21 protein-coding genes and 2 tRNA genes are annotated in these 22,928 nt (G+C 35.1%); 2 read left to right on the top strand and 21 right to left on the bottom strand.

Translation table 11 applies throughout. From position 1 onward, the window contains the following. Window positions 1-117 precede the first annotated feature (117 nt). The 4 genes from FJ213_04580 to FJ213_04595 all read right to left on the bottom strand — a co-directional run bounded on the left by FJ213_04580 (window position 118) and on the right by FJ213_04595 (window position 1,517). On the bottom strand, window positions 118-555 hold the full coding sequence (locus FJ213_04580; GenBank protein ID MBM4175435.1) for a nucleoside deaminase: 438 nt from the start codon (window positions 553-555) through the stop codon (window positions 118-120). A gap of 29 nt (window positions 556-584) precedes the next feature. Next, window positions 585-1,166: a hypothetical protein gene (locus FJ213_04585; GenBank protein ID MBM4175436.1), complete on the bottom strand. Its 582-nt coding sequence runs from the start codon at window positions 1,164-1,166 to the stop codon at window positions 585-587. Window positions 1,167-1,258: 92 nt separating this feature from the next. Continuing rightward, window positions 1,259-1,334, bottom strand: a tRNA-Arg gene (locus FJ213_04590). A gap of 106 nt (window positions 1,335-1,440) precedes the next feature. Then, window positions 1,441-1,517, bottom strand: a tRNA-Arg gene (locus FJ213_04595). Window positions 1,518-1,916: 399 nt separating this feature from the next. On the opposite strand from FJ213_04595, the gene FJ213_04600 reads away from it, so the two are divergent. Beyond that, window positions 1,917-2,648 (top strand): cytidylate kinase-like family protein, encoded by a 732-nt coding sequence (locus tag FJ213_04600; protein MBM4175437.1) that lies wholly within the window; start codon window positions 1,917-1,919, stop codon window positions 2,646-2,648. A gap of 49 nt (window positions 2,649-2,697) precedes the next feature. On the opposite strand, the gene FJ213_04605 is transcribed toward FJ213_04600, so the two are convergent. From FJ213_04605 to FJ213_04625, 5 genes are read right to left on the bottom strand one after another with little or no spacing between them, the layout of a single operon-like run. Further along, window positions 2,698-3,594, bottom strand: a complete 897-nt coding sequence (locus tag FJ213_04605; GenBank protein ID MBM4175438.1) for a hypothetical protein — start codon at window positions 3,592-3,594, stop codon at window positions 2,698-2,700. Between the two features lie 34 nt (window positions 3,595-3,628). Further along, window positions 3,629-4,201 (bottom strand): GNAT family N-acetyltransferase, encoded by a 573-nt coding sequence (locus tag FJ213_04610; GenBank protein MBM4175439.1) that lies wholly within the window; start codon window positions 4,199-4,201, stop codon window positions 3,629-3,631. Next, window positions 4,194-5,798 carry a DUF814 domain-containing protein gene (locus tag FJ213_04615; protein ID MBM4175440.1) on the bottom strand — a complete coding sequence of 535 codons (1,605 nt, stop codon included), beginning with the start codon at window positions 5,796-5,798 and terminating at the stop codon, window positions 4,194-4,196. The genes FJ213_04610 and FJ213_04615 overlap by 8 nt, the downstream gene beginning before the upstream one ends. 18 nt (window positions 5,799-5,816) lie before the next feature. Continuing rightward, window positions 5,817-7,139, bottom strand: a complete 1,323-nt coding sequence (locus tag FJ213_04620) for a peptide MFS transporter (GenBank protein MBM4175441.1) — start codon at window positions 7,137-7,139, stop codon at window positions 5,817-5,819. A 56-nt stretch (window positions 7,140-7,195) separates the two neighbouring features. Then, window positions 7,196-8,368: an aminopeptidase P family protein gene (locus FJ213_04625; protein ID MBM4175442.1), complete on the bottom strand. Its 1,173-nt coding sequence runs from the start codon at window positions 8,366-8,368 to the stop codon at window positions 7,196-7,198. A gap of 207 nt (window positions 8,369-8,575) precedes the next feature. On the opposite strand from FJ213_04625, the gene FJ213_04630 reads away from it, so the two are divergent. Continuing rightward, a complete protein-coding gene (locus FJ213_04630) occupies window positions 8,576-9,232 on the top strand; it encodes an adenylate kinase (GenBank protein MBM4175443.1) in 657 nt (218 codons plus the stop codon). Here FJ213_04630 and FJ213_04635 read toward each other — a convergent pair. The 12 genes from FJ213_04635 to alr all read right to left on the bottom strand — a co-directional run bounded on the left by FJ213_04635 (window position 9,219) and on the right by alr (window position 22,853). Further along, window positions 9,219-9,890: an ATP-binding cassette domain-containing protein gene (locus FJ213_04635; protein MBM4175444.1), complete on the bottom strand. Its 672-nt coding sequence runs from the start codon at window positions 9,888-9,890 to the stop codon at window positions 9,219-9,221. The two genes, FJ213_04630 and FJ213_04635, sit on opposite strands and share 14 nt — an antisense overlap. Further along, on the bottom strand, window positions 9,887-10,831 hold the full coding sequence (pdxA, locus tag FJ213_04640; GenBank protein MBM4175445.1) for a 4-hydroxythreonine-4-phosphate dehydrogenase PdxA: 945 nt from the start codon (window positions 10,829-10,831) through the stop codon (window positions 9,887-9,889). Before pdxA ends, FJ213_04635 begins: the two co-directional genes overlap by 4 nt. Before the next feature lie 3 nt (window positions 10,832-10,834). Next, on the bottom strand, window positions 10,835-11,995 hold the full coding sequence (locus tag FJ213_04645; protein MBM4175446.1) for a GWxTD domain-containing protein: 1,161 nt from the start codon (window positions 11,993-11,995) through the stop codon (window positions 10,835-10,837). Beyond that, window positions 11,992-14,253, bottom strand: coding sequence for a T9SS type A sorting domain-containing protein (locus FJ213_04650; protein ID MBM4175447.1), 2,262 nt, complete (start codon window positions 14,251-14,253; stop codon window positions 11,992-11,994). Before FJ213_04650 ends, FJ213_04645 begins: the two co-directional genes overlap by 4 nt. Window positions 14,254-14,278: 25 nt before the next feature. Further along, window positions 14,279-15,526: a transcription termination factor Rho gene (locus tag FJ213_04655; GenBank protein ID MBM4175448.1), complete on the bottom strand. Its 1,248-nt coding sequence runs from the start codon at window positions 15,524-15,526 to the stop codon at window positions 14,279-14,281. 196 nt (window positions 15,527-15,722) lie between these two features. Continuing rightward, window positions 15,723-17,012, bottom strand: coding sequence for a bifunctional folylpolyglutamate synthase/dihydrofolate synthase (locus FJ213_04660; protein ID MBM4175449.1), 1,290 nt, complete (start codon window positions 17,010-17,012; stop codon window positions 15,723-15,725). Between the two features lie 6 nt (window positions 17,013-17,018). Beyond that, window positions 17,019-17,936: a dihydroorotate dehydrogenase gene (locus FJ213_04665; GenBank protein ID MBM4175450.1), complete on the bottom strand. Its 918-nt coding sequence runs from the start codon at window positions 17,934-17,936 to the stop codon at window positions 17,019-17,021. Further along, on the bottom strand, window positions 17,933-18,694 hold the full coding sequence (locus tag FJ213_04670) for a dihydroorotate dehydrogenase electron transfer subunit (protein MBM4175451.1): 762 nt from the start codon (window positions 18,692-18,694) through the stop codon (window positions 17,933-17,935). Before FJ213_04670 ends, FJ213_04665 begins: the two co-directional genes overlap by 4 nt. Before the next feature lie 37 nt (window positions 18,695-18,731). Beyond that, window positions 18,732-19,361, bottom strand: coding sequence for a ribose 5-phosphate isomerase B (rpiB, locus tag FJ213_04675; GenBank protein MBM4175452.1), 630 nt, complete (start codon window positions 19,359-19,361; stop codon window positions 18,732-18,734). After that, a complete protein-coding gene (locus FJ213_04680) occupies window positions 19,358-20,425 on the bottom strand; it encodes a mannose-1-phosphate guanylyltransferase (GenBank protein ID MBM4175453.1) in 1,068 nt (355 codons plus the stop codon). The genes rpiB and FJ213_04680 overlap by 4 nt, the downstream gene beginning before the upstream one ends. Next, window positions 20,426-21,736 (bottom strand): hypothetical protein, encoded by a 1,311-nt coding sequence (locus tag FJ213_04685; GenBank protein MBM4175454.1) that lies wholly within the window; start codon window positions 21,734-21,736, stop codon window positions 20,426-20,428. A gap of 1 nt (window position 21,737) precedes the next feature. Beyond that, entirely contained in the window at window positions 21,738-22,853 is a 1,116-nt protein-coding gene (gene alr / locus FJ213_04690; GenBank protein MBM4175455.1) for an alanine racemase, read from the bottom strand. Window positions 22,854-22,928 lie beyond the last annotated feature (75 nt).

Raw genomic sequence — 22,928 nt, forward strand, 5'->3', positions numbered from 1 at the left:
GGAGTTAATCGCCATCCGTTAGGGAGAAGTGTGTAGTCTGCATATCTTCCTGGAAGTAAAGCTTCGGTTTTATTTGTTGATTTGAATGTAGAACATGAGTAAATAAATATGGAAAGACTAATTAACCAGACGGCGTTTTTCAAAAAAACTTTGAAGTAGGAATTTGCATTCATCTTCAAGGACCCCTTCTATCGTTTTTACCTGATGATTTAAAGTTGCACTCTGGGTTATATTGAACAAAGTACCGCATGCACCAGCTTTTGGATCAAAGGCACCGAAAAAAAGTGTATTTACTTTTGCTGATACTAACGCGCCGGCACACATCGCGCATGGTTCAAGTGTAACGTAAATGGTACACTTGTCTAATCTCGAACTATTTAAATAATTAGCAGCAGAAGTCAAGGCAATCATTTCCGCATGCGCAGTTGGATCATTTAATTTGAAAATTTGATTATGCCCTTTGCCGATAATTTTGCCTTCATAAACAATCACAGCACCAACTGGAACCTCTTCTATCTCAAACGCTCGCTCTGCTTCGCGGATTGCTTGTTTCATGAAGGCGATATCTTTGTTGGAAAGCAAGTTTATCTTTCTAGGACTTCATCAACAAACTTAGACGATATCCATAATGGCCGTTTAAATTGGAAATCTTCATGATCGTAAATCAACATGGCATTGAATGTAGGTATTCTTCTTAATCGCGAATAATCTATATTTTGATTCACAGATTGAGAATTTATACTTTCCAATTCACTGAGTTTAACATCCGTCAGCCCTATAAATTTACCGAAGACGCTAATTTTACTTCCTCGTGAAATGAATTTGAATGGTCGCGGAATATCGAACTGCTTGGGTAAAGGATTGTCAAAATATACTCGATAAAATCCATACTCATTATCCTCAAATGGATCTGTGAAAAGAATAAATTCACCTTTGAATTCCTCGAGTACTGTACCGAAGACACGAATGTTTTCGTTTCTGAAAGAGCGTGGTTCAGATTTGAGCAGAGAATATTCAATGCTAAATAGAGTGCTTGTTGTGAAATTTGAAATCGATTCGGATAATTTTTCTTCATCGCTTTTTGGGGGAGATTCGAGAAGGTAATCAATAATTGAGCACGAATTGAAAAGAAATGAAAATAAAAATACGATACCTAAAATTCTCATACTCATTCCATTAACAATAGAAAGTTTTTACTGGAGTAAAAATTGATGATCAAAACAATTTTACATTTTAATTTTTGTATTTTAACTTAAATTCGTACGCCCGGAGGGAGTCGAACCCCCAACCCTTGGTTCCGAAGACCAATGCTCTATCCATTGAGCTACGGACGCAATCAATTGCAAATTGAAAAATGTGAATTACATAATGTGATTCTCAGCTCTGCTAAGTTTGTTATAAAACATTTTATATTTTTCAATCTCGACTTTTCAATGAGCTTTGTACACCCGTAGGGATTCGAACCCCAAACCTTCTGATCCGTAGTCAGATGCTCTATCCAATTGAGCTACGGGTGCATAATAATTAGTAAGTGAGAATTGTAAATTGAGAATTAAAAATTTTCGAGTGCCAGACAATCATTCTAATTCTCAATTCCTCATTCTGAATTATCAATCAATTTTTTCATAGAACTCTTTCAAACTCTTGCATTCGGTAGAATTCCAAACCTTCTAATCTCCCGATTTCATCGGGATCAGATGCTCTCCGTCTAAGGCGGATTGAGTTTACCTGCCGTAGGCTAACTACGAATGCATTGATTACTAATTCAATAGAACAATGTATTTTGAAAAACTTATTGCAATATAATTTTTACGGCAATTACTTTCAATGAATTTGAATTGGCATTGTTTTAGTCAGATCATTAGATAATTTGAAGTTAAGTCAGAAAATTAAAACAGAAAATCTGGAGTGACCAAATGTTAGTAACAGGAGCATACGAAAAAGCAAAGCAATATCTCGATAGCCACACACGGGATTATTCAGCTCACATTTCAGAAAGAAAAATATTCCAACCGGGTCCTTGTATAAATATATCTAGGGAAACCGGCGCTGGCGCCGGAGAAGTCGCCGAGAATTTAATTGACTTTTTGAAACTCAAATCAAAATCATCGAATCCGAGTTGGGGCGTATTCGATAAAAATTTAATTGAAAAAATTCTTGAAGATCATAATCTTCCAAAGAGTGTGGCAGATTATCTTTCAGAACAAAAAACATCTTCATTAAGATCCATGATGAATGAAATTTTTGGGATCCATCCATCAATTTTAAACTTAGTTCATAAAACATCACAGACAATATTAAACTTGGCTCGAATGGGAAATGTAATAATAATTGGACGTGCAGCAAATTTGATTACTTCATCACTTGAAAATGTGTACAACGTCCGTCTTGTGGCGCCAATCAGAAATCGTATTCAACGTGTTATGAAGTATTATGACTTAAGCGAAACAGAAGCTGATAACTTCGTTAAAAAAGAAGATCATGCGAGAGTAGGTTATGTTAAGAAATATTTTAATGCCGATTTAAATAGATTTGATCAATATCATCTAGTAATTAACACGGGATTAATTTCAATTACTGAAACAGCTGAGATGATAGGTTCTCAGATTTTAAAAAAATTTCCAGATCAATTTATCAGTATCAGTTAGAGACCACTTTAAAAAAAGCAGTCATTAACTATAATGACTGCTCCTTAGCTTAAAAATTAAATTTCATTCCAAGATTAAAGGATTCATTGGTTAACGGACTCGCGGTATTGAATGGCCAATTCATCTTGTCTTTTCTAAGTTCAAAGAAAGCGTAGGATAATCCACTTTTAAGTACAAAATTTACAATTGGTGCGGCTTCCGGAGTAAACTTAATGATCTTCTTTATAAACCAATCGAGTGAACTGCTTGCGATTTCTTCAACAACTAAACTCCCGAGATGCTTCCAAAATAAATGACGCGGAAATACTAAACCAAATGAATAGTTAGCATCAAGTGAAATTAGAGGAAAAATCTGAAGTTGAATTCCTGAACCCGCTGTTTGTCCAAATCTGAAGAAATCATAATAGAGACCTAATAGAACGCTATCAGGGCCGGTTTTCGAAAGATCATACTTGATCTGTGTCCAACTGTAATCAGAGACTACATATGGAATAATAGCTGCGGGTCCGAATTTATAGCCATAACCTTTTTCATTTCCGAATCCAAATTGCCATGCTGAGATTTGGACTGGCTGTACGATTTTCGCTTTATATAAATCCTCTGAAAAATTGTTGAGGTAAATGTATTTGTTCTTATGCTTAATTAAATAATCTGAATCATAATTTTCTTGCGTGTAATACCCAAGTTTGAGTGAGACTCTTCCTATTTCTTGAAAGTTTTGATTTGAAAGAGAACTTTTCAGTTGAGTCATTCCGTAATTCAAACCAATATACGGATGCTCAAAAATTCCGATGTCAACTGATACATCAAAATCGGTGTCGAAATCATCATCAAACTCTTCAAATTCCTCCTCGACCTCCAGGGAGTCTTCTTGTTGAGCGTGTAAAAGAGTACTAAAAGAAATTATTAGCATAGGAACCAGCAGAAGGTATAGATACTTTTTCATATTGTCTCCAAATTTTTCTTTTTATTCGAGAGCTTCATAAAATAGTTTCACTATTTCTCCATTTGTAAAAGTCTTCTCTCAAAAGTGCCATCACATAGAAATCAGAATATCTATTATTATGGTACATCGCTTGACGTAATGTTCCTTCAATCAAAAAACCAACTTTTTTATAAGCTTTGATCGCATGGTCATTTTCACAGCTTACATGAAGTTGAATGCGATTTAAATTCAAGATTTCGAAACCATATTCAATCATCAATTGAGTGGATTCCGTTGCATAGCCCTTCGACCAAAAGTTGGGATCGTAGATTGCAATATAAAATATTGCAGTTCTACTGACCTGATCAATCCTGACAAATGCAGTCTGCCCGACTGATTGATTATCTGATTGTTGACAAATAGTGAATAACACAGTTTCTCTGTTATTTATCCAGTTTTGAAGTTCTTCATCCACTTGATCAACAGTCATAGGCGAGTATAGATATAAAGTTTCTCTGACTGATACATTATTTTTTCCAAAGTAAACTAACTTCAAATCTTCGGGTTCAAATGGACGCAAGTAGATTTTCTTCCCCTCAGAAAATTTTATTAACTCCATATCAAGCATTCTCTCCTTTCATCTCAGGTAATTTTGGTTCTACCATCACAACTTTTACTCTTGTCATAAAAACTGTTCCGGATGGAAGATTCTTTTTTTTAGTTACATACTTTTTTTCAGCATAAGCAACCGGCACAAATTTCGAATGTTTTGCTTTGCTATAGTATGCTGCTATCGATGCAGCAGCTAAGATGGTTTCCTTAGGAAAATCTTTTACTTTTTCTTTTTTCCGCAGAATTGTGTGTGAACCGCTGGCACCGCGTACATGGAACCATAAATCATTTGGCTTTGCAAATTTTGTGGTAAGTAAGTCGTTCGATTTACTGTCTTTTCCCACAAATACATTGTAACCACCAGCGACAACAAAGTGTCTAAACTTAGTTTCAACCTTTTGCGGACCTTCGCTTACTTTTTTCAAAGCTGATAATTCATTATTCATTTTTTCTAAAATATAAGAATCTTCAATTGAATTTATTTTTTCTAATTGTTCTCTATTCTGATTTAGCTTAATCTCGGTTGAGTGTATTAATTCTTGAACTGACTCAAGCCGTTTTTTTTCTTCCTTTGCTTTGGAAAAATACATTTCAGCATTATCATGAAAAGTTTTACTCGGATCTAATTTTATGTTGATCAATTCTCCTGATGGACTTTCGATAGAAATCCTTTTGCTCCCCTTTTCTATTTTATTAAGATTTGATATTATCAAATTGCCTTTCAAACGATATTCGGTACTATTATCCGACAGACTTTCTTCAGATTTAAGCTTGATTAACTTCCTTTCCATTTTTTCTATTTGATGATAGACAATCTTTGAAAGATTTTCCTTTAGCTTTTCTTTGTTCAGCGATATCTTCCTAGTGTAGAAAATCTTCTGCAAGGATGAAAAAAAATCACCGTGTTCTCGGATAATCGCTCCTTTGCTAAAAAATCTTCCAACCGAAAATGTTCCATCATCGTATTCTACTAGATTTGCACTATTAAATGCCTCCAGAATTTCCGAAAATGCCTCAAAGTGTGAAACCTCTTTTCCCTCTTTTTCTCTTGAGATAATTTCGGTTAAAATCTCTTTCCCGATAATTTGATGCAAAATGCTTTTCTCCCCATTTAGGAATGAATTGATGCATTCATTAAACTTAAACTTATCCTTGAAAACAGAAAAATCTATATTCGAGGCAGAATAAACCGTACTGAACTTTCGATTTTCATATTCTTTCTTTTTTTTTAATGACGATACAATTTGATCATCAGACACCAAACAGCAATTTGATTGATTCCCTCTAATTACAAATACAAGGTGATCACTCTCAAATTCAAATCGGATATTTCTTTCATATTGGTCTATTGAAAGCCGAATTACCTGTTTTCCCTCAAGAGAACTGAAATGTTGAGCAACATTTTTTTTTGCTTTGGCAAAATTATCACGAGAATAAATAAAAGGTGGAAGTGAATAGAAACTAAATACAAGAAATTTCGCAAATGAATCTTTTTCAAGCTTTACAACTAATTCATTCTTTGATTGGGAGAAAGATTCTACAAATGAATAATGCTGAAATTCACGCCTTAATTCATGAGTGACTCTTTGAAGAAAAAAGTAATTATCAAACATTCCAATTACGGAAACAGATTATTTTGATTTTATCAAACTGTCATACAAATAAATTAAAATAGTTGCCAATAGACCAATACCAAAGATCACCAAGAAAATTAAGTCTGGTCGGTTCATCTCTTTTACGAAAACAGTATAAATCCAACCGCCGAATGCACCGCCAAAACCCCACGCGATTGCGATGGGTAAAAAAGCAAAGCCTTGAAAAAGTGCCGCTTGCCCTTTTGGTGCAAGATCAGCAATATATTCATAGTATCTTGGGGCTTGAGTTTGCTCGCCGATTGAAAATAGAAATAATCCTGCTACAACTATTGGAATACTCAATGCAAAACTAAATAAGATATTGCTCTCTTTGATGAAAGAAAAAAATACACTTTCTGTAGCTGGCAGCACAAAGTACATCATTAACCAGCCAATTGCTCCGAGCAGAAAGCCAATTTGAATTGCTCTTTGTGTTGAAATATTTTTGGTCAGTCTATTTATTGGAATTTGAAAAAGAATAATCGTCCAAGCTCCGGTTGATAGAATTAATTCAATTGGCGCTTCTGGTGAAATAAAATCGGAAATGTAGAATGGAATTACGATAAAGAATTGCCAAAAAATTATCCAATACAAAGAAAATATAAGTAAGAATGCCATGAACTTGAAATTCTTCAAAACAAAAATCATATTTTTCATCACGGTTCGCAAATTTTCACGTTTTTCTTCGAGTTTCGCCGGTGGTTCTTTAAAGAAGATGAGAGTTGTAACAAACATTAATGCACAACTAATTGCTGAAACGAGATACACAAATTCAATCCCGAATGAATCTCGCACTAAATAAGCCAATAGCGGACCAATTGCTGCCCCCATGTTTACTAGCCAGTAATAAACTGCATATCCTAAAGATTTCGATTCAGGAGTCGAAGTTAGAGCAATTGTACCAAGTACACTTGGCTTAATGAATGATCCTCCAAAAGCAGTAAAAATTAAAATAACAGTCAGTATCCAATAAAGATTAAAGTTGGAGTAAAAACCAGAGAACAACTCCATTCCGGTTGAACCAATTAAAAAATATCCAATTGCTAAAACAGAAAAAGCAAACGAGAACGCTTTTCTATAACCAAACTTATCTATCAAAGCTCCGGCAAATATCGGAAGAAGATAAATCAATCCGCCAAAAATTGAAGACAATTGACCGGCTTGAACTTCGTTAAACTTTAAATGGTCGCGAAGAAATATGCTGAGGATTGTTGCTTGTCCATAATAAGCTAATCTTTCAAACAATTCCATGAAATTTGCAATCCAGAATTGCGGTTGAAACTCTCCTCGAATCTTTTGAATACTATTTGTTAATCTCAAGTTAACTCCGAATAATAATTATTAATTTTTGTGGATTTGTCTTCTATTAGGTGACATTAAATCAAAATGATTTCGTCTTGAATCTCACCAGTTACTTCAGCAGAACCATTATGATTTATAAACATATTTATTTCTGTACGGACAGCCATTTCACCTTTGATGTAAATCCCAGGTTCGATTGAGAACATGCAACCAGGCATGAGCATACGTTCATCCTTTGTTTCGAGATTATCTATGTTCGGTCCATTACCGTGGGTTTCTTCTCCTATTGAGTGTCCTGTCCTATGAATAAAATATTTTCCAAATCCGGCTTTCTTCACAACGTTTCGGCACACATCATCCACTTGCCAGCCATAACATTTTTTCCCTTTGGAAAAATTTTCTTTAACAAAATCAACAGCTGCATTACGCGCTGCTTTTACTGCTTCGAAAATGTTTATATACTTCTGAGGCGGATTATGACCCACGTATCCGACCCAGGTAATATCGTAATAAATCCCTCCCTCTACATTCTTTTTTGCCCAAAGATCAATTAAGACGGTATCTCCTTCTTTAAAGTAATAATCCCCTTCTTTCTTTGGTTCAAAATGCGGATCGGCTGGATTGTCATTAATTCCAACAATCGGTTCTGCACTTGTAATTAAATTGTTTTCACTGAATCGCTGCATTATGTACTGCTGTAATTCCCACTCAGTCAGTTTTTTGCCAGAGTCTATAGATTCACGGATTTGATTAAAGGCATCTTTTCGAATTTCATCAATATCCTGTTGAGCCTCTTTGTGAAGTTGATAACCTCGTTCATCTATTAAAGCTTCGAATATGGAAATTAAATCTGCTGAAGAACTGATCTTATGTCCCAAACTTTTTATCAGTTCAATAGTTCCAGCATCAACGATCGATACATACGGAATATTATTTTTTGATGAATATTGCATTGCAATTTTTTTTGGGCTGCCAAGGATTTGCTTCAATAAGCGATGCTGTTCTGTCCAAGCCAAATAAATACTTTTTTTACCGGGCAGAGAATCGAGCTTTGTTGATTCCACAGCCGAAACGAGTTTTTTCGGTTCTCCCTTGACGGGAATAAAATAAAACCACCGCCTGGTTGTGTGCTTATTTTCCAATCCTAAAATTCGATATGCAAGATGATCGCGATTATGAAAATCGTAAAACAACCAGCCATCGAACTTATTTCGCTTAAGTTGCTCTTGTATTTGTTTGATATTCATCTCTTCTCCGATGTTTTCGATTTATGCATTTTTGTCAAAGTTATAAATAAGCATTCAAATTACCAACTTACACAGGTAATGATCTAGTTCGAGGAAGAATTCAGGATTTAACTGATCTTGGGATAAATATTTTATAAACAACAAGTAATTTTTGTTATATTGCAACTCCAAAAAACACTATTGATCTTACGTTGTCGGAGTAAATTAATGTACTTTATTTTTTTCGGACCACCTGGCGTTGGTAAAGGGACTCAAGCGAAAATTCTTTCAAGAAAGTACCAGATACCGCACATTTCAACTGGTGACATGCTTCGTGAAGCATTTACCAATAAGACAGAATTAGGTGTAAAAGCAAATGCACTGATGGAGAAAGGTTTGCTTGTGCCCGATGATCTGATGTTCAAAATAGTCTATGAGACGCTTGCCTCCGATAAATGCAAAAATGGTTTCATCTTAGACGGATTCCCAAGAAATATTGAACAAGCTGAAGAACTTGACAATATTTTTTCAGAAATGAATATAACTAATGTAATTATAATTTTGTTAGACCTAGATGAGACTGAAATTATCAGGCGCCTCTCCAACCGAAGAAATTGCAAGAGCTGTGGAGCACTTTTTAATCTACTGAGTGATTCATTGAACAGTAAATGTCCGAAGTGTAATTCAGACGGCACGATTTACCAACGAGATGACGATAAGGAAGAGGTGATCAGAAAACGATTAGTAGTTTATAAAGAGTTTACGTTCCCTCTAAAAAAATATTACCAACAGAATTCTCATTTGATCATAATCGATGGCTTTGGAGAGATTGATGAAATTACTGAAAGAATTTCCAGTTCAATCGAAAAGCTTACGAAGAGATAATATTAACCATATAAAGTTTTTCATCTTGCAATTTTAATGTTCTCGCCGGATTCTTTTTGACAATTTCATAATTGTGAGTGGCAATTAATACTGCTGTCCCCCTAGCATTAATATCTTTTAAAATATCAACAATTTGAGAAGAAGTATCCGGATCAAGGTTTCCGGTCGGTTCGTCGGCAAGTATTAAAATCGGATCATTAATTATTGCTCTCGCAATAACAACTCTTTGCTGTTCACCGCCAGATAATTGATGTGGATAACTGTTACGCCTGTGACTCAATCCAACAAGAGACAGCGCATTGAAAATTTTTCGCTTTATTTCTTTTTTAGGTGAAGTAACAGAATGCAGAACAAATGATAAATTCTCTTCTATCGTCCGATCGTTCAATAATCGAAAATCTTGAAAAATAATTCCAAGCTTTCTTCGAAGCATTGGGACATACTTTTCCTTCATAAATTGAGAGTTAAATTCTCCGACTGCAACTATCCCCGATTTCGGAATCAAATCCATATAAATTAATTTTAGAACTGTCGTTTTCCCGGAACCGCTCGCACCTATCATATACAACAATTCACCGGATTCCATTACAAAATTAATTCCATTCAGAACTGAATGCCCAGCGTAATCAAAATAGACCTTTTCAAATGAGAGTATCATTTAAATGAACTCCGATTTTGGTAAATTTTTTCTGCACACTTAATCGCTACGATCATACTTTTTGGATTCGCAAGATTTTTCCCTGCTAAGTTAAATCCTGTTCCATGATCTGGACTAGTCCGGATGAGAGGAAGACCAGCAGTAAAATTAACTCCTTCATTAAAATTTAATAATTTGAAAGGAACAAGGATTTGGTCGTGGTACATTCCAACTACACAATCAAATTTTTTGTAGCACTTCTGTCCATAAAAACCGTCTGCAGAAAAAGGACCTCGATATATTACTCTTTTGGAATTTAATTTCTTTATAACAGGACTGACGATTTCTTTTTCTTCAGTTCCGATTAGACCACTTTCACCTGCATGTGGATTTAATCCAAGTACAGCAATTGTTGGAGACAACTTTCGGAAATCTTGTTTTAAACTATCTTTAATAACGGAAAATTTTTTTTCGAGAAGATCACGGGATATTATTCGAGAAAGTTTCTTAATTGGTTCGTGAATTGTTGCAAGAGCCGCTATCATTATTTTAGAGAGAAACATCATAGCATAATTATCAGTTCGAAAACGATTTGCAAAAATTTCAGTGTGTCCTGGAAACTTCGAACCGGCTTTCAAAATTGCTTCCTTAGATATCGGTGAAGTTACTATGACATCTATAACTTTTTCATCCCAGAGTTTTATTGACTCGGAAATCGAAGTTAGAGCAATATTCCCTGAACTTTGACTCGGAGCGCCATATGATATAGTAGATTTACCGAGATCAACAAATTCACAGTTTGAATAATCGCTGAGTTTATTTCTTGAGATTTGATTTAGGAAAACATTTTTTGGCCCAATTAAATAATACTTGTAATCTTTCTTTAATTGCTTGATTGACTTAATCGCAATCTCGGGACCAATTCCATTAATATCTCCACACGTTATGCCAATTTTCAACATGTGTTATTTCTTTATTTTAAAGTTTCCGCTTCGATCATCATCAACAAAAATAAATTGGTGATTTATCTGCCCTTCGTACTTCCAAATTTCGATGGCTTTTCCATCTTGACTAAAACTGCGCTCATTGGTTTTTGGTGTACCATACAGCAAGTAAATTTTTCCACGATCGCTCAATGCTCCATCTTGAATTTGAAGACTTTTGAATGTTACAGTCGCAAAATCTGCACGATGATAGAATTCTGCCATTAATTCATTAAAGGGGGTGTTTGGGGTAGGATCAAATTTTTTCCATGCTTGAAAAAGTTCAATGTACTTCGCTTCATCTGAATATGATGTGATCTCTTTTGTAAAATCTTTTTCAAAAATAAATTCAGCCAGTCTAACCGATGCAGATATATTTTTTAAGTATTCCGGCTTATTAAACCAAACAACTTTGAATGGGATTTTTTCTTTAGTATTTGAATTAAATTTTAAGAAGTAATTACCTTCCAATAGTTTTAACTTTTCGAAGTTGTAAAGCGATAAATCAGATGAGTAACCATTTACTCGTTCAACTTCAAAGATACTATTTTCGAATTCAACAATAATCTTTTGTTCAGTTGGCTTATATGGAAGTACAAGAAGGTTTTTCGTCGCATCAAATGAGTATACATTTGAAAACTTCGTAAGAATCGAATCTGAAAAAATGATTCTTACATCTTTCTCACTGATAAAGATAGGCATCATTTTCGGCTCGGATGTTAATGAAAAATTGAATGGGGGTAATCTCAACTCAACATTTCTATTTACATCATTTAATGACAATTTCGCTTTCAACATTTCCTTGGGAAGAGATAATAAGAATTTATTCGAATAAAATAGTTCTTTAGAAATAGTCTGTTCATAAGCTGCACAACTTAGATTAACTTCTATAATCTGCCTATCAATTACAAAATCTTTCTCATCTAATATCTCTAATTGAACTTGAACATTGGCTTTGAATGTATCTGATACTGTCTTGTTGAAGATTAATAGATCGTGCCTAATATTAAAATTAAGAACAAAATTCTCTTTCACTTGAGGTGGATTAATCCAGATGGAATGTTGGAATTTATTCCCATCAATTTGGGAGTATAAGAAGCTAATCTGTGTCAAAAAAAATAGGAAGCTAAAAAGGATTTTCATTTAATAATTACCATCTTTTTCAAATTGATAAATGAATCTGTTCTGAGTTCGTAAAAATAAACTCCACTTGATAAATTGAAGTAAGATGAATTCAATTCAATTGAATAATCGCCAGCAGGTTTAACTTCATCCACCAGTGAAACTACTTCTCTTCCAATCAGATCATAAACCTTGATCTTAACATGCGAAGTTATGGGGATTTGATATTTAATAATCGTGGATGGATTGAATGGATTAGGGTAATTTTGATGCAAGACAAAATTTCTTGGCAATCTTTTTTCATTTCCATCATTAATCGAAGTAGAAAGATCAAAGTAGCTGAAGATTGAATTCATCAATGCGGTTCTTGATAATTGGCCAATAATTGTCTCGAATGGAAATCCCATCACCATCACTCCACCATTTTTGCTTCCACCTTCAAATAAACCTTTGAAACCCACAGCTGCAATTCGAGAATTTGCATAACGCAAAAGCACTTGACTTCCTCCAATTGTGTCAAGTGCATCAGGATAATCTTCGTTGTATGGAGAACCTGCTGAAACTAATCCATAATTGAAATTTAAACTTTGAAATAGGGTACCAGCCTCGCCATTAATCGTGAGACTGCCTGAATTATCCATCAAATAACCGGATTTCAAAAAATTATTAAAAAATAATTTATCCTGTGATGTTCCATTACTGAAAAGATCATATCCAATTTCCGAACCAGTCACAAATAATTTCCCGCCTTGCCGCAAATACTGTTTTACAATTTCCTGCTCAAGAGAGCTAAATGCTTCATCTGATGTGGATTCATCCCCTAAAAACCAAATCACCAAGTCATAATTGGTCAAATTAATATGGCCTGCAATTATTGCAGAATTAGAGGTTGATTGAAAATCCGTACTGAAGCTTTTAGCATAGTAAGCAACAAAATCATGATATACTTGTTTGTAACTTCCTGAGGTTCGCGTAAATCCGTCCACTATCAAGGTCTTAGGTATCCCTTTGTTTATTCTCACACCATACACATCACTCTGAACACTGAGATTCGCTGAAGGAGCTGTATCGACGGCAGTAATTCTGAAAAATATTTCTTTATCAAAGGTATAATCATAAGATTTCGAAGTAACAGTGGAAGTTAGAACATTTTCATTATCTCTTAAACTCCAGCCCGAATTATCAAACGAAAAAAATAATCTATGCCCCTTCAAATCAGGCGTAGAATTTTGCTCCCACTTAATTGATACGGAATTTGTTGATTCTGAGGTGACAGAATATAAATTAGTTTGTGAAGGAGGAATTAAATCCAGGTCTGTCTTTGTGATTGGAACATAAACTGTGTCCGCATTTCTTCTCGTATCGTAAGTATAAATCATTACAACATAGTTTCCATTTGGAAGTGAACCAGCATCCCAATAATTATTCGTAACAATCCGAGTTGCAGCGACATCACTGGCACCTTTACCATTGGTTAATATATACACATGGTTTGAAGTAGATGCTTCTGGACGGTAGTAATTGTAATTCACATAATCGTTCAAAGGTTTCGAATAATATTGATAACGAAGTGAATTACTCGGTGGATTATAAATGACAGTCTGCGTATCGGCTGATAAAATTTTATATCCTATGCCATAGCTGCCATTATTAGAACCGCTGCTTGAGCCGCTGCCATTTACTTCCTGGATATGAACAATTATATCAACTTTTCCTCCAATATTGGTCGCAGGTAATTGGAGTGTCGATTCATCAACGAAAAAACGAACAGTTCGAATGTTTGGCTTCCAGATGTCGACTAAGTTTAACAAACCGCCATCAGGTCTGATGGCATTTATTTCCAAAGATGTATTGCCAAGATAATACTCAATCAAATGAACGTGGTCGATTGCAATTGTTGAAATAGTTTCGCCCTGACTAACAACTTGACCAACCGTTCTGACAGGATTCGTATGATAGTAAGTTAAATCTTTATTCTTTCCATCAATCACAGTTCGTACACGAATGTAATTATCATAACCTGTCGGATCTGAAGTGTAAGCGACTGTAACTGTACCTGGCAGAACAGCTAATACTGGAGTTCCTGCCGGTGCGGGTATATCAACCCCATTATGATAGTGCCCAGATGTTGAGGTGCTCCGATATTCACAAAATGTACCGCTAATTGTACGGGATTGGTTTACAGGACTTAAAGGCCAGGGATACTTTGTTGTATCTTGTGCATGGAGGATTGCTGAATTAAAAATAATTGAAAGGATTATGAGTGTAAGCTGTTTCAATATTTTTTGTCGTTAATATTCTTTATTAGCTATTCATGGAGTTTAAAAATTCTTTATTATTTTTTGTTCCTCTCATTTTTCCGAGTAGGAATTCCATAGCTTCGACTGCGGAAAGATCGCTAATTATCTTGCGAAGAATCCAAATACGGTTCAATGTTTCTTCTTTGATTAAAAGTTCTTCGCGACGGGTTCCACTTCTATTAACGTCGATCGCAGGGAAAATTCTTCTATCACTTAAATTTCGATCCAGTACGATTTCAAGGTTTCCAGTTCCTTTGAATTCTTCAAATATAACTTCGTCCATTCTGCTGCCAGTGTCGATTAATGCAGTCGCAATAATCGTTAAACTGCCTCCTTCTTCGGTATTTCGCGCAGCGCCAAAAAATCTTTTTGGTTTGTGTAACGCATTTGCGTCAACACCGCCAGAGAGAATCTTACCGCTGTGCGGTATAACCGTATTGTGAGCTCGGGCTAATCGAGTAATGCTATCCAATAAAATTACTACATCATGACCAGATTCGACTAAACGCTTTGCTTTCTCGATCACAATTTCAGCAACTTGTACGTGACGTTCTGCAGGCTCATCAAAAGTTGAAGAAATAACTTCAGCTTGAACTGAACGTTTCATATCTGTTACTTCTTCCGGACGTTCGTCGATAAGCAGTACAATCATTTTAATTTCCGGATGATTACGTGTGATGGAGTTAGCTATTTTCTGCAGAAGAATTGTCTTACCAGACTTTGGCGGCGAAACAATTAATCCTCTTTGCCCTTTTCCGATTGGTGCAAGCAGATCGACTATTCGGGCTGAGTACTCACCAGGAGCGGTCTCAAGCTGGATTTTCTTTTCAGGATAGAGTGGAGTTAAATTATCAAAAAGCCGGCGGCCCATAATTTTTTCTGGTTCACCGTTATTTACTGATGTAACTTTCAACAGTGCAAAAAATCTTTCACCATTTTTTGGAGGACGAACCTCTCCGCTCACTGAATCCCCAGTTCTAAGATTAAATTTCTTAATTTGAGACGGTGAGACATAAATATCGTCCGGTGATGGGAGATAATTGTAATCGGATGATCTCAAGAATCCATATCCATCAGGTAAGACTTCCAACACACCAGCACTAAAGGAAACTCCATCCTTGACGGCTTTAGTCTCCAATATTTTATAAATCAAATCTTGCTTTCTGAGATCGGCAAAACCATCTATCTCGAGTTCTTCCGCTATTTTGTTCAATTCAACTATCTTCTTGCTTTTTAATTCGGCAATATCCATTAACCTATCCTTTACAATTAAAAATGATTGTGATTATTTGCATTTTTCAAGCATTGAGGAAATATTTTTTCTCAAATAAGTAGAACGTTTTTGTAATCCATTATTAAACGTTGTGGGAAATGTGGAATAACTGGTTACAAATTTACGCATTTGTCAATTAATGTCAAGAATTATTTCTCAATTGTGAAAATTTTTCTTATTCCAATTTTTTTGATTCAAGATGTTCCAAAGCTTCGCCAACTACATAATTTGAACCGAATATGAAAACTGCGGAATCTTTTTCACAGCTGGTTAACGCAAGCTCAATGGCATTAGCCACGCTTTTTCCATCGAAAACTTTTACTGGATTATTAAATTTTGATGCCAGCTCAGATGAGGTAATCGCTCTCATAGTTTTAGCGCAGCAGGTGAAAATTTCATCAAATGTCCCACATATCAAATTCAGCGAGTCACTAATTTCCTTATCCTTCATAACTCCAAAAACTGCAATTCTATTATTGACTTTAAGGTCATTTACCTCATATATGAAACTTTCGAATGCAGAAGAATTGTGGGATGTATCAATAATAATTAACGGTTGTTGTGAAATGCGCTGAAATCTTCCTTGAAATAAAAAATTTCTATGAAGGTTTTTAATTCCATTCTCTACTTTCGTTATGAAGTTTGTTTCATTCAAAGACAAAGTTTCGACTGATGCTATACTAGTAATAAGATTATTTATTTGAAATTCACCATAAAGCAGTGAAACTAAATTATATACTTTTCCAGTTTTTTGAGAGTTAATTTTGAGCTGCATACTCGGAAAGGATTTCTCCAGAGCTTCGAGATCGTACAGAAACTGAACATCTGTACAACTTGCGTTTTTCTCTAAACAGGTTTTAAATAAAATCTGTTTTACTGGATCATGATTGAATCCAACTATAACAGGAACATTTTGCTTAATTATTCCTCCTTTTTCGAAAGCGATTTTTTCCAAAGTATCGCCAAGCATATCCGTGTGATCGAAACCAATCGAAGTTATCACACTCAATTCCGGCACGATTACATTAGTAGAGTCTAGTCTTCCGCCAAGTCCGGTTTCTATCACAGCGAAATCGACTTTTTGGTCAGCAAAATATTTAAAGGCGATTGACGTAGTAACCTCAAAGAACGTTGGTTTGATAGATTCAACTTGATGTTTCAATAACTGTGTGTATTCCACCAATTCATCATCTGATATCATCGTTCCGTTAACTTGAATCCTTTCATTGAATTTTACAAGATGAGGTGAAGTGTACAATCCAACTCTATAATTCATCTCCCTTAAAATTGATGCTATCAACGTTGCAGTTGAACCTTTTCCATTTGTTCCAGCGATGTGAATCGATTTAAACTTTGATTGAGGATTATCAAGATAACTGAGCAGTTTGTGTGTATTGTCCAATCCAAACTTAATTCCATACTTCTGAAGCGAATATAAAAAGTTGAGAGTTTCTTTATAACTCAATGTAGATTAAAAAAGTTGAAGTTTACCGATTAATTCTTTGACCGATTTTACATTATTGTTAATGAGGTATTTAACTAAATCCGAAATTATTTTTTCCGTGCAATCAGGTTCAACAAAATTATGAGTACCAATTTGAACTGCCGTTGCGCCTGCCAAGAGAAATTCAATTACATCAGAATAATTTGATATTCCACCAATACCAATTATTGGAATATCAACTTCCTTATAAATTTGAAAAACTTTTGCAACAGCCAGCGGTTTAATTGCGGGCCCGGACAACCCACCTGTATTATGGGATAATTTCGGTTTTCTCTTTGTAATGTCAATCACCATTCCGATAAATGTATTTATTGCGGATACTGCTGCAGCTCCATTCTCTTTTGCCACTTGAGCAAATTCTGCGATCCGGGTTACGTTTGGAGTCAATTTTATTATGATAGGCTTTGTTGATACTGCGACAGTTTTTTGTGTAATCTCACCAACTTTTAAACAATTCGTTCCAAATTCGAGTCCACCATCATGAACATTTGGGCAGGAAACATTTATCTCGAAAGCATCAATTTTTTCATTAGTCATTAACCGCACACATTCAACATATTCCTCGACAGAACTTGCAGCAACATTGGCAATGATCTTAGTGTCAAATTGGTTCAACAATGGCAATTTCTCTTTTAAAAATCTTTCCACGCCAATATTTGCTAGACCAATTGCGTTAAGCATGCCAGAAGGAGTTTCAACGATTCTTGGCGGCGGATTCCCCTTACGAGGCTTGAGCGAAAGTGATTTCGTAACTATTGCACCAAGTTTATTGATATCTACAAAATCACTTGATTCAAGTCCATAACCAAAAGTGCCGCTTGCAACAAAGATTGGATTATTAAATTCAAGAGAACCAATTTTAACTTTTAAGTCAGGCTTGCTCACAGTTTCACATCTCTGACGTTGAACACAGGTCCATCTTTACAAACCAGAAAATACTTTTCACCATTCGAGGATTCCATCGGGCAGCCCTGACAAATTCCAAAGCCACAAGCCATTGCCGCTTCAGTTGAAATTTCACAATCGAAATTATTTTCAAGTGCAAACTTTGAAAGGGCTTTTAACATCAGTGTAGGTCCGCAGCCATATAGTTTTACTTTTGAGTCGAATGATCCTTTTTGAAACTCATCTGAAAGCAACTCAACGACGTTCATTTTTTTCCCATATGAGCCATCATCGGTGGCGAATGAAATGTTTTCAAGCTTGTATGAGATCAATAATTCTTTTGTGCGTGCACCAACAAATGATTTGATATTGACATCCGGTTTTAATCTCGAAATCAAAAATGGAAAGGGGGCTGAACCAAGACCGCCGGCAACAATGATTGCACTCTCAAAATCTTTATCAATAGAGAAGCCCTTACCAAGAGGACCGATCACGTCCAACGACCCTCCTGCTTTTTTTTCTGCCAAGACTTTTGTACCCATACCGAATACACTGAATAGGATACTAAATGTGTCATAATTAACTTCGCAGATACTGAAGGGTCGGCGTAAGTATGGATACAATCCATTCGATACTCGAACATTTACAAATTGTCCAGGTTTAGCATCTTTTGCAATTTCCTTCGATTTAAAAGTCAGTAAATGGATTTGATCCGAGACTATTTTTCTATCTACTATTGGGCTAATAATCTGATACAAGTTAAATTGCTTTGTGAGTTTTTCTACTTATGGAAAATTAATTTTTCTTCTCAATATCTTCAATCTTATCAAGTCTTTTTTGATGTCTTCCCCCCTCGAAATCAGTTTTAAGCCATAGGAGGAGAAGTGACTTAATGAAATCTGTATTATTGACTCGTGCCGCGAATGTAATCACATTACTATTGTTATGTTCGCGTGAACTTTTCACAGCATACTCATTGTAACCAATTGCTGCACGTATCCCTTTGACTTTATTTGCACAAATTGCAGAAGGATTTCCGGTCGCATCGAAAATAATTCCACGATCGGAAATCAAGTTCTTAACTGATAATGCAACTGCATATGCGAATTCCGGATAATCGCATGGTTCCTCTGAATAAGTTCCAACATCTTCGACTTGATAACCTTTTTCGAGTAAAAATTTTTTCACTTCTTCCTTAACTCTATATCCAGTGTGATCACATCCCACTGCAATCTTTTTTATTTTCGAATCGGATTTTAAATCAATTTTCTCAGCAATAGATTTTTTTTCGACAATGGTAAGTTTGTGCTTGCTTATCAAATCGATTGCAGAAGGAGTTAGAATCGCACCATGAGGAATTTCAATTTCCTTACTTCCGGTTTTTACGATTTGTAAAATTTTTCCTTCTGTTATAAGCTTTTTCATAGGAAGTCGTTAATTTTTTTCTTCTTCAAATAGTCAACAACTTTCTTAACATCCTGCGAATTGTTACGATTTGCCACAAGTAATGCATCATCAGTATTGATCACGATTAAATTTTCGATTCCGATGCAAGCGGTAAATTTACTTTCAGAATGTATCAAAGAGTTATGCACTCCTTCAATGAAAAAATTACCATGTAAGCTGTTCCCAAATTCATCACGGTGACTTAATTGATAAACTTCTTCCCAACTTCCGACGTCGCTCCACCCGAAAGTACTGCGGATTACAAAGACGTTATCGGATTTTTCCATTATTCCGTAGTCAATTGAAATACTTCTCAGCATGCGGTACACGGTTTCAAGCGTTTTCTCGTAGTCACCTTTAACAACAGACTTTTGGATTTTATTTAATCCATCCATCAAATCAGGCATATGCTTCCCAATTTCTTTAAGAATAGATTCTACTTTCCAAATAAACATACCGCTGTTCCATACAAAATCGCCGCTTTCCAAAAATTTCTCAGCAGTTTGATAATTTGGTTTTTCAGCAAATGTTTTTACCTTAAAAATATTTTCTTCGATCTCTTGATCTTCTCTCTGAATGTAACCATAACCGGTTTCAGGTCTTGTAGGTTGAATTCCTATTGTGACGAGACCGTTTTTTTTGTAAGCAAACTTCGCTGCCTTTTTCATAATATCAAGAAAAGCATCTTCATCGCGGATGATGTGATCGGCGGGAAGAATAAGAGTTACTGCGTCTTTATTAAAATTATCAATAAGTACTGAAGCCAATCCGATGCAAGCTGCTGTGTTTCTCCCAAACGGTTCGACAATTATGTTATTCTGAGGAATTTGATTCAGTTGGTTATGAATTTCGGTCTTCTGTACTTTATTCGTAACGATGTAAATATTTTCTGGTTTAACAATTTTGGAGATCCGCCGAACCGTATCTTGGATCATTGTGTGTTCTCCAAAAATTTTCAATAGTTGTTTTGGCATTTTTTCTCGGCTTCGCGGCCAAAATCTTGAACCGACACCGCCTGCCATTATTACTGCATAAAGTTCCATTTATACCTCATATGAAAGATCAGTAAGTTTTTTAACTAAGTAATTATGATTTTCCCAATAGGATTCAAGTTCTATGTCTTTATCCTTGATTAGTGCTACAATTATAATTAATGTACTTCGAATAAGTTCTGCTTCGTTTTTCGTAGCGGGAAGTTTTTTGTCTCGCATTGCAAGCAAGGCAGCCCAATATGTTTTTATCATTTTGGCAATTACTTCATGCCCTAAAGATTCTGCAGTTGTAAGACTCTTATAAGCCTGTGTGATCAATTCCTCTTCTCTGTTTTCATCATAACTTGATGTTGTTATCTTACCAAGATAATCATCGAGTTCCTTTATATTATCCACTAAGCTTGTTTCGAACTCATAAAAAATTTCTTCGTCTGTTTTTGGGCGCTCGTCCGAACTTTTTCTGCTTTCACGGTGAAAAGTTCCTTCTCTGTCACCTAATTCTTCTCTAAGAATAAATTCTTTCTGAGTCGTGGGCTCGTCAATAGTTTCTTCATCACTTTCAGCATCATTATCGACCAATTCAAATTCACTGTTTTTCTCAGATTCTGCAATTATTGGAGAAAAAGCTTCAGTCTCAATATTTTCATCATCAAATAAACTTAACTCATGCTCTTGTTCTTCCGTCTTATCATGTTGGAATTGTCCGTTATCAATTTGTTCTTTTTTGTCCAAGTTAATTATTTCTGTTTCTTCCTTTTCCAAATCTGAAACAGGCATAATACTTTCATTTACTGCTTCGTGTTCTGAAATTTCTTTAACTTCTTTATGCGCAGAAACATCAATTAATCCTATACCGTCGTCGACTTCGACCAATGGTTCAACTTCTTTTCCTAAAAATTCGTGCAATTCCAATTTATCTTCTTCCGAAATTTCCTCCGGGGATTTTTCTTCATTCTGCTTTTCGGGCAGTTCTTTGATCTCATAAAAAGTAAAAGTCGAATCGTCGAATACAATTTTTGGGCGTGATGATTTGTCAATATTCAATACAGCAGTTGATCTGCCTTGCAGAAATCTACGTAATGCTGAAGTGAGTGCATCGCGGTCATCACAGAATTGATAACTTACCCTTTCAAGATCTATATGAGCTTTATTTAATCTGCGATAAATTGTCAGCATACGCTGAGATGTTTCCTCTAATCCTTTTACTCTTTCCATAGTTTTGATTTCGGGAAAAATATCCGCAGCATTTTCCAAACGCGTCATTAATCGAGATAAAAGTTTTTCCTTTTCACGATCAGTTAAGCGTAAGCGTGATGTTGAGCTTTTTAAAACTTGGACTATGTAAAATTTAACGAAATCCAATTCAATAAATATATATTCTTGGTACTCTGCTGGTTATTGATGTACAAACTTCGTATGGTATTGTATTGATTAATCTGCTTATGTCTGTTGCATTAAATGTCTGAGATCCATTTGAACCGATGAGTATTACTTCTTCCTTATTGCTAATATTATCATCTCCCAAATCTATCATTATTTGATCCATGCAGACACGGCCAACAACATTATAAATTTTATTTTTAATTATTGCCTTACCAATGTTTGAGAGCAAGCGATTATATCCATCGGCATAACCGATTGGAAGAGTTGCAATGTTTGTTTGTTTGTCTGTTGTGTAAATTCTTCCATAGCTGATGCTTGCTCCCTTTTCAACAGATTTTGTATAAGATATCCTTGTTTTCAATGACATGACTGGTTTGAGTTTAACACTCTCGGTAGTTTCATCTGAAGGATAATATCCATATAGAGAAATTCCAGGTCGAACCATATCATAATATGATTCCGGTAAATCTAAAATTGCACCACTATTCGAAGTATGAAAGTATTTAATTCTAGGATATTCTTTTTTTGCGATATCTCTAACTTTCTTAAATTTTTCCAATTGATCGAATGCAAAATTTTTATTTCTTGCATCCGAAGTTGCAAAGTGTGTATAAATTCCTTCTAAAAATATGTTTTTTTGCTTTTTTATCCAATTGATATAATCTTCTGCTTCGAGATGATTTACTCCTACACGCCCCATGCCTGTATCAACTTTCAAATGAAATTTTCCAATTTTTCTTATTTGATTGCATACTTTCGAGAAGTCCTCTATTTGATCTAATTCATAAAAAGTCGGTGTGATATTTTGGTTAATGATAAACTTAAAATATTCCGGATCGATCTTTCCGAATACCAATAGTTTCTCACTCTTGAACACATTCCGAAACTCAATCGCTTCTTCGAGCAATGCAACACCAAAGTATTCAGGTTTTGGATTTAATTTTCGTAAAGCTTTTACACACTCTATCATACCATGTCCATAGGAATTTGCTTTGACTACTGGCATAACATGAACATTTTTACCCACTTTTTTAGCTATTGAAAGATAGTTATGCCTAAGGTTCGACAAGTTGATTTCAGCATACGTCGGTCTCATCGATACAAATATACGAATCTGATTTTGTTATTCTAAGGAGTTGATAGAGAGGTTAATTGTTAATCGTTATTTGTT

The sequence above is a fragment of the Ignavibacteria bacterium genome (assembly GCA_016873845.1).
In the GTDB taxonomy this organism is placed as follows: Bacteria; Bacteroidota; Ignavibacteria; order Ch128b; family Ch128b; genus JAHJVF01.

Bases quoted from the DNA above. Each gene is read 5' to 3' on its own strand.
- pdxA (MBM4175445.1), bottom strand. From the start codon at position 10,831: ATGTTGAAAATTGGCATAACGTGTGGAGATATTAATGGAATTGGTCCC.
- FJ213_04630 (MBM4175443.1), top strand. From the start codon at position 8,576: ATGTACTTTATTTTTTTCGGACCACCTGGCGTTGGTAAAGGGACTCAA.
- FJ213_04615 (MBM4175440.1), bottom strand. From the start codon at position 5,798: ATGTTTGATAATTACTTTTTTCTTCAAAGAGTCACTCATGAATTAAGG.
- FJ213_04610 (MBM4175439.1), bottom strand. From the start codon at position 4,201: ATGCTTGATATGGAGTTAATAAAATTTTCTGAGGGGAAGAAAATCTAC.
- FJ213_04645 (MBM4175446.1), bottom strand. From the start codon at position 11,995: ATGAAAATCCTTTTTAGCTTCCTATTTTTTTTGACACAGATTAGCTTC.
- FJ213_04635 (MBM4175444.1), bottom strand. From the start codon at position 9,890: ATGATACTCTCATTTGAAAAGGTCTATTTTGATTACGCTGGGCATTCA.
- FJ213_04680 (MBM4175453.1), bottom strand. From the start codon at position 20,425: ATGGAACTTTATGCAGTAATAATGGCAGGCGGTGTCGGTTCAAGATTT.
- FJ213_04655 (MBM4175448.1), bottom strand. From the start codon at position 15,526: ATGGATATTGCCGAATTAAAAAGCAAGAAGATAGTTGAATTGAACAAA.
- FJ213_04580 (MBM4175435.1), bottom strand. From the start codon at position 555: ATGAAACAAGCAATCCGCGAAGCAGAGCGAGCGTTTGAGATAGAAGAG.
- FJ213_04625 (MBM4175442.1), bottom strand. From the start codon at position 8,368: ATGAATATCAAACAAATACAAGAGCAACTTAAGCGAAATAAGTTCGAT.
- FJ213_04585 (MBM4175436.1), bottom strand. From the start codon at position 1,166: ATGAGAATTTTAGGTATCGTATTTTTATTTTCATTTCTTTTCAATTCG.
- rpiB (MBM4175452.1), bottom strand. From the start codon at position 19,361: ATGAAAAAGCTTATAACAGAAGGAAAAATTTTACAAATCGTAAAAACC.
- FJ213_04600 (MBM4175437.1), top strand. From the start codon at position 1,917: ATGTTAGTAACAGGAGCATACGAAAAAGCAAAGCAATATCTCGATAGC.
- FJ213_04605 (MBM4175438.1), bottom strand. From the start codon at position 3,594: ATGAAAAAGTATCTATACCTTCTGCTGGTTCCTATGCTAATAATTTCT.
- alr (MBM4175455.1), bottom strand. From the start codon at position 22,853: ATGAGACCGACGTATGCTGAAATCAACTTGTCGAACCTTAGGCATAAC.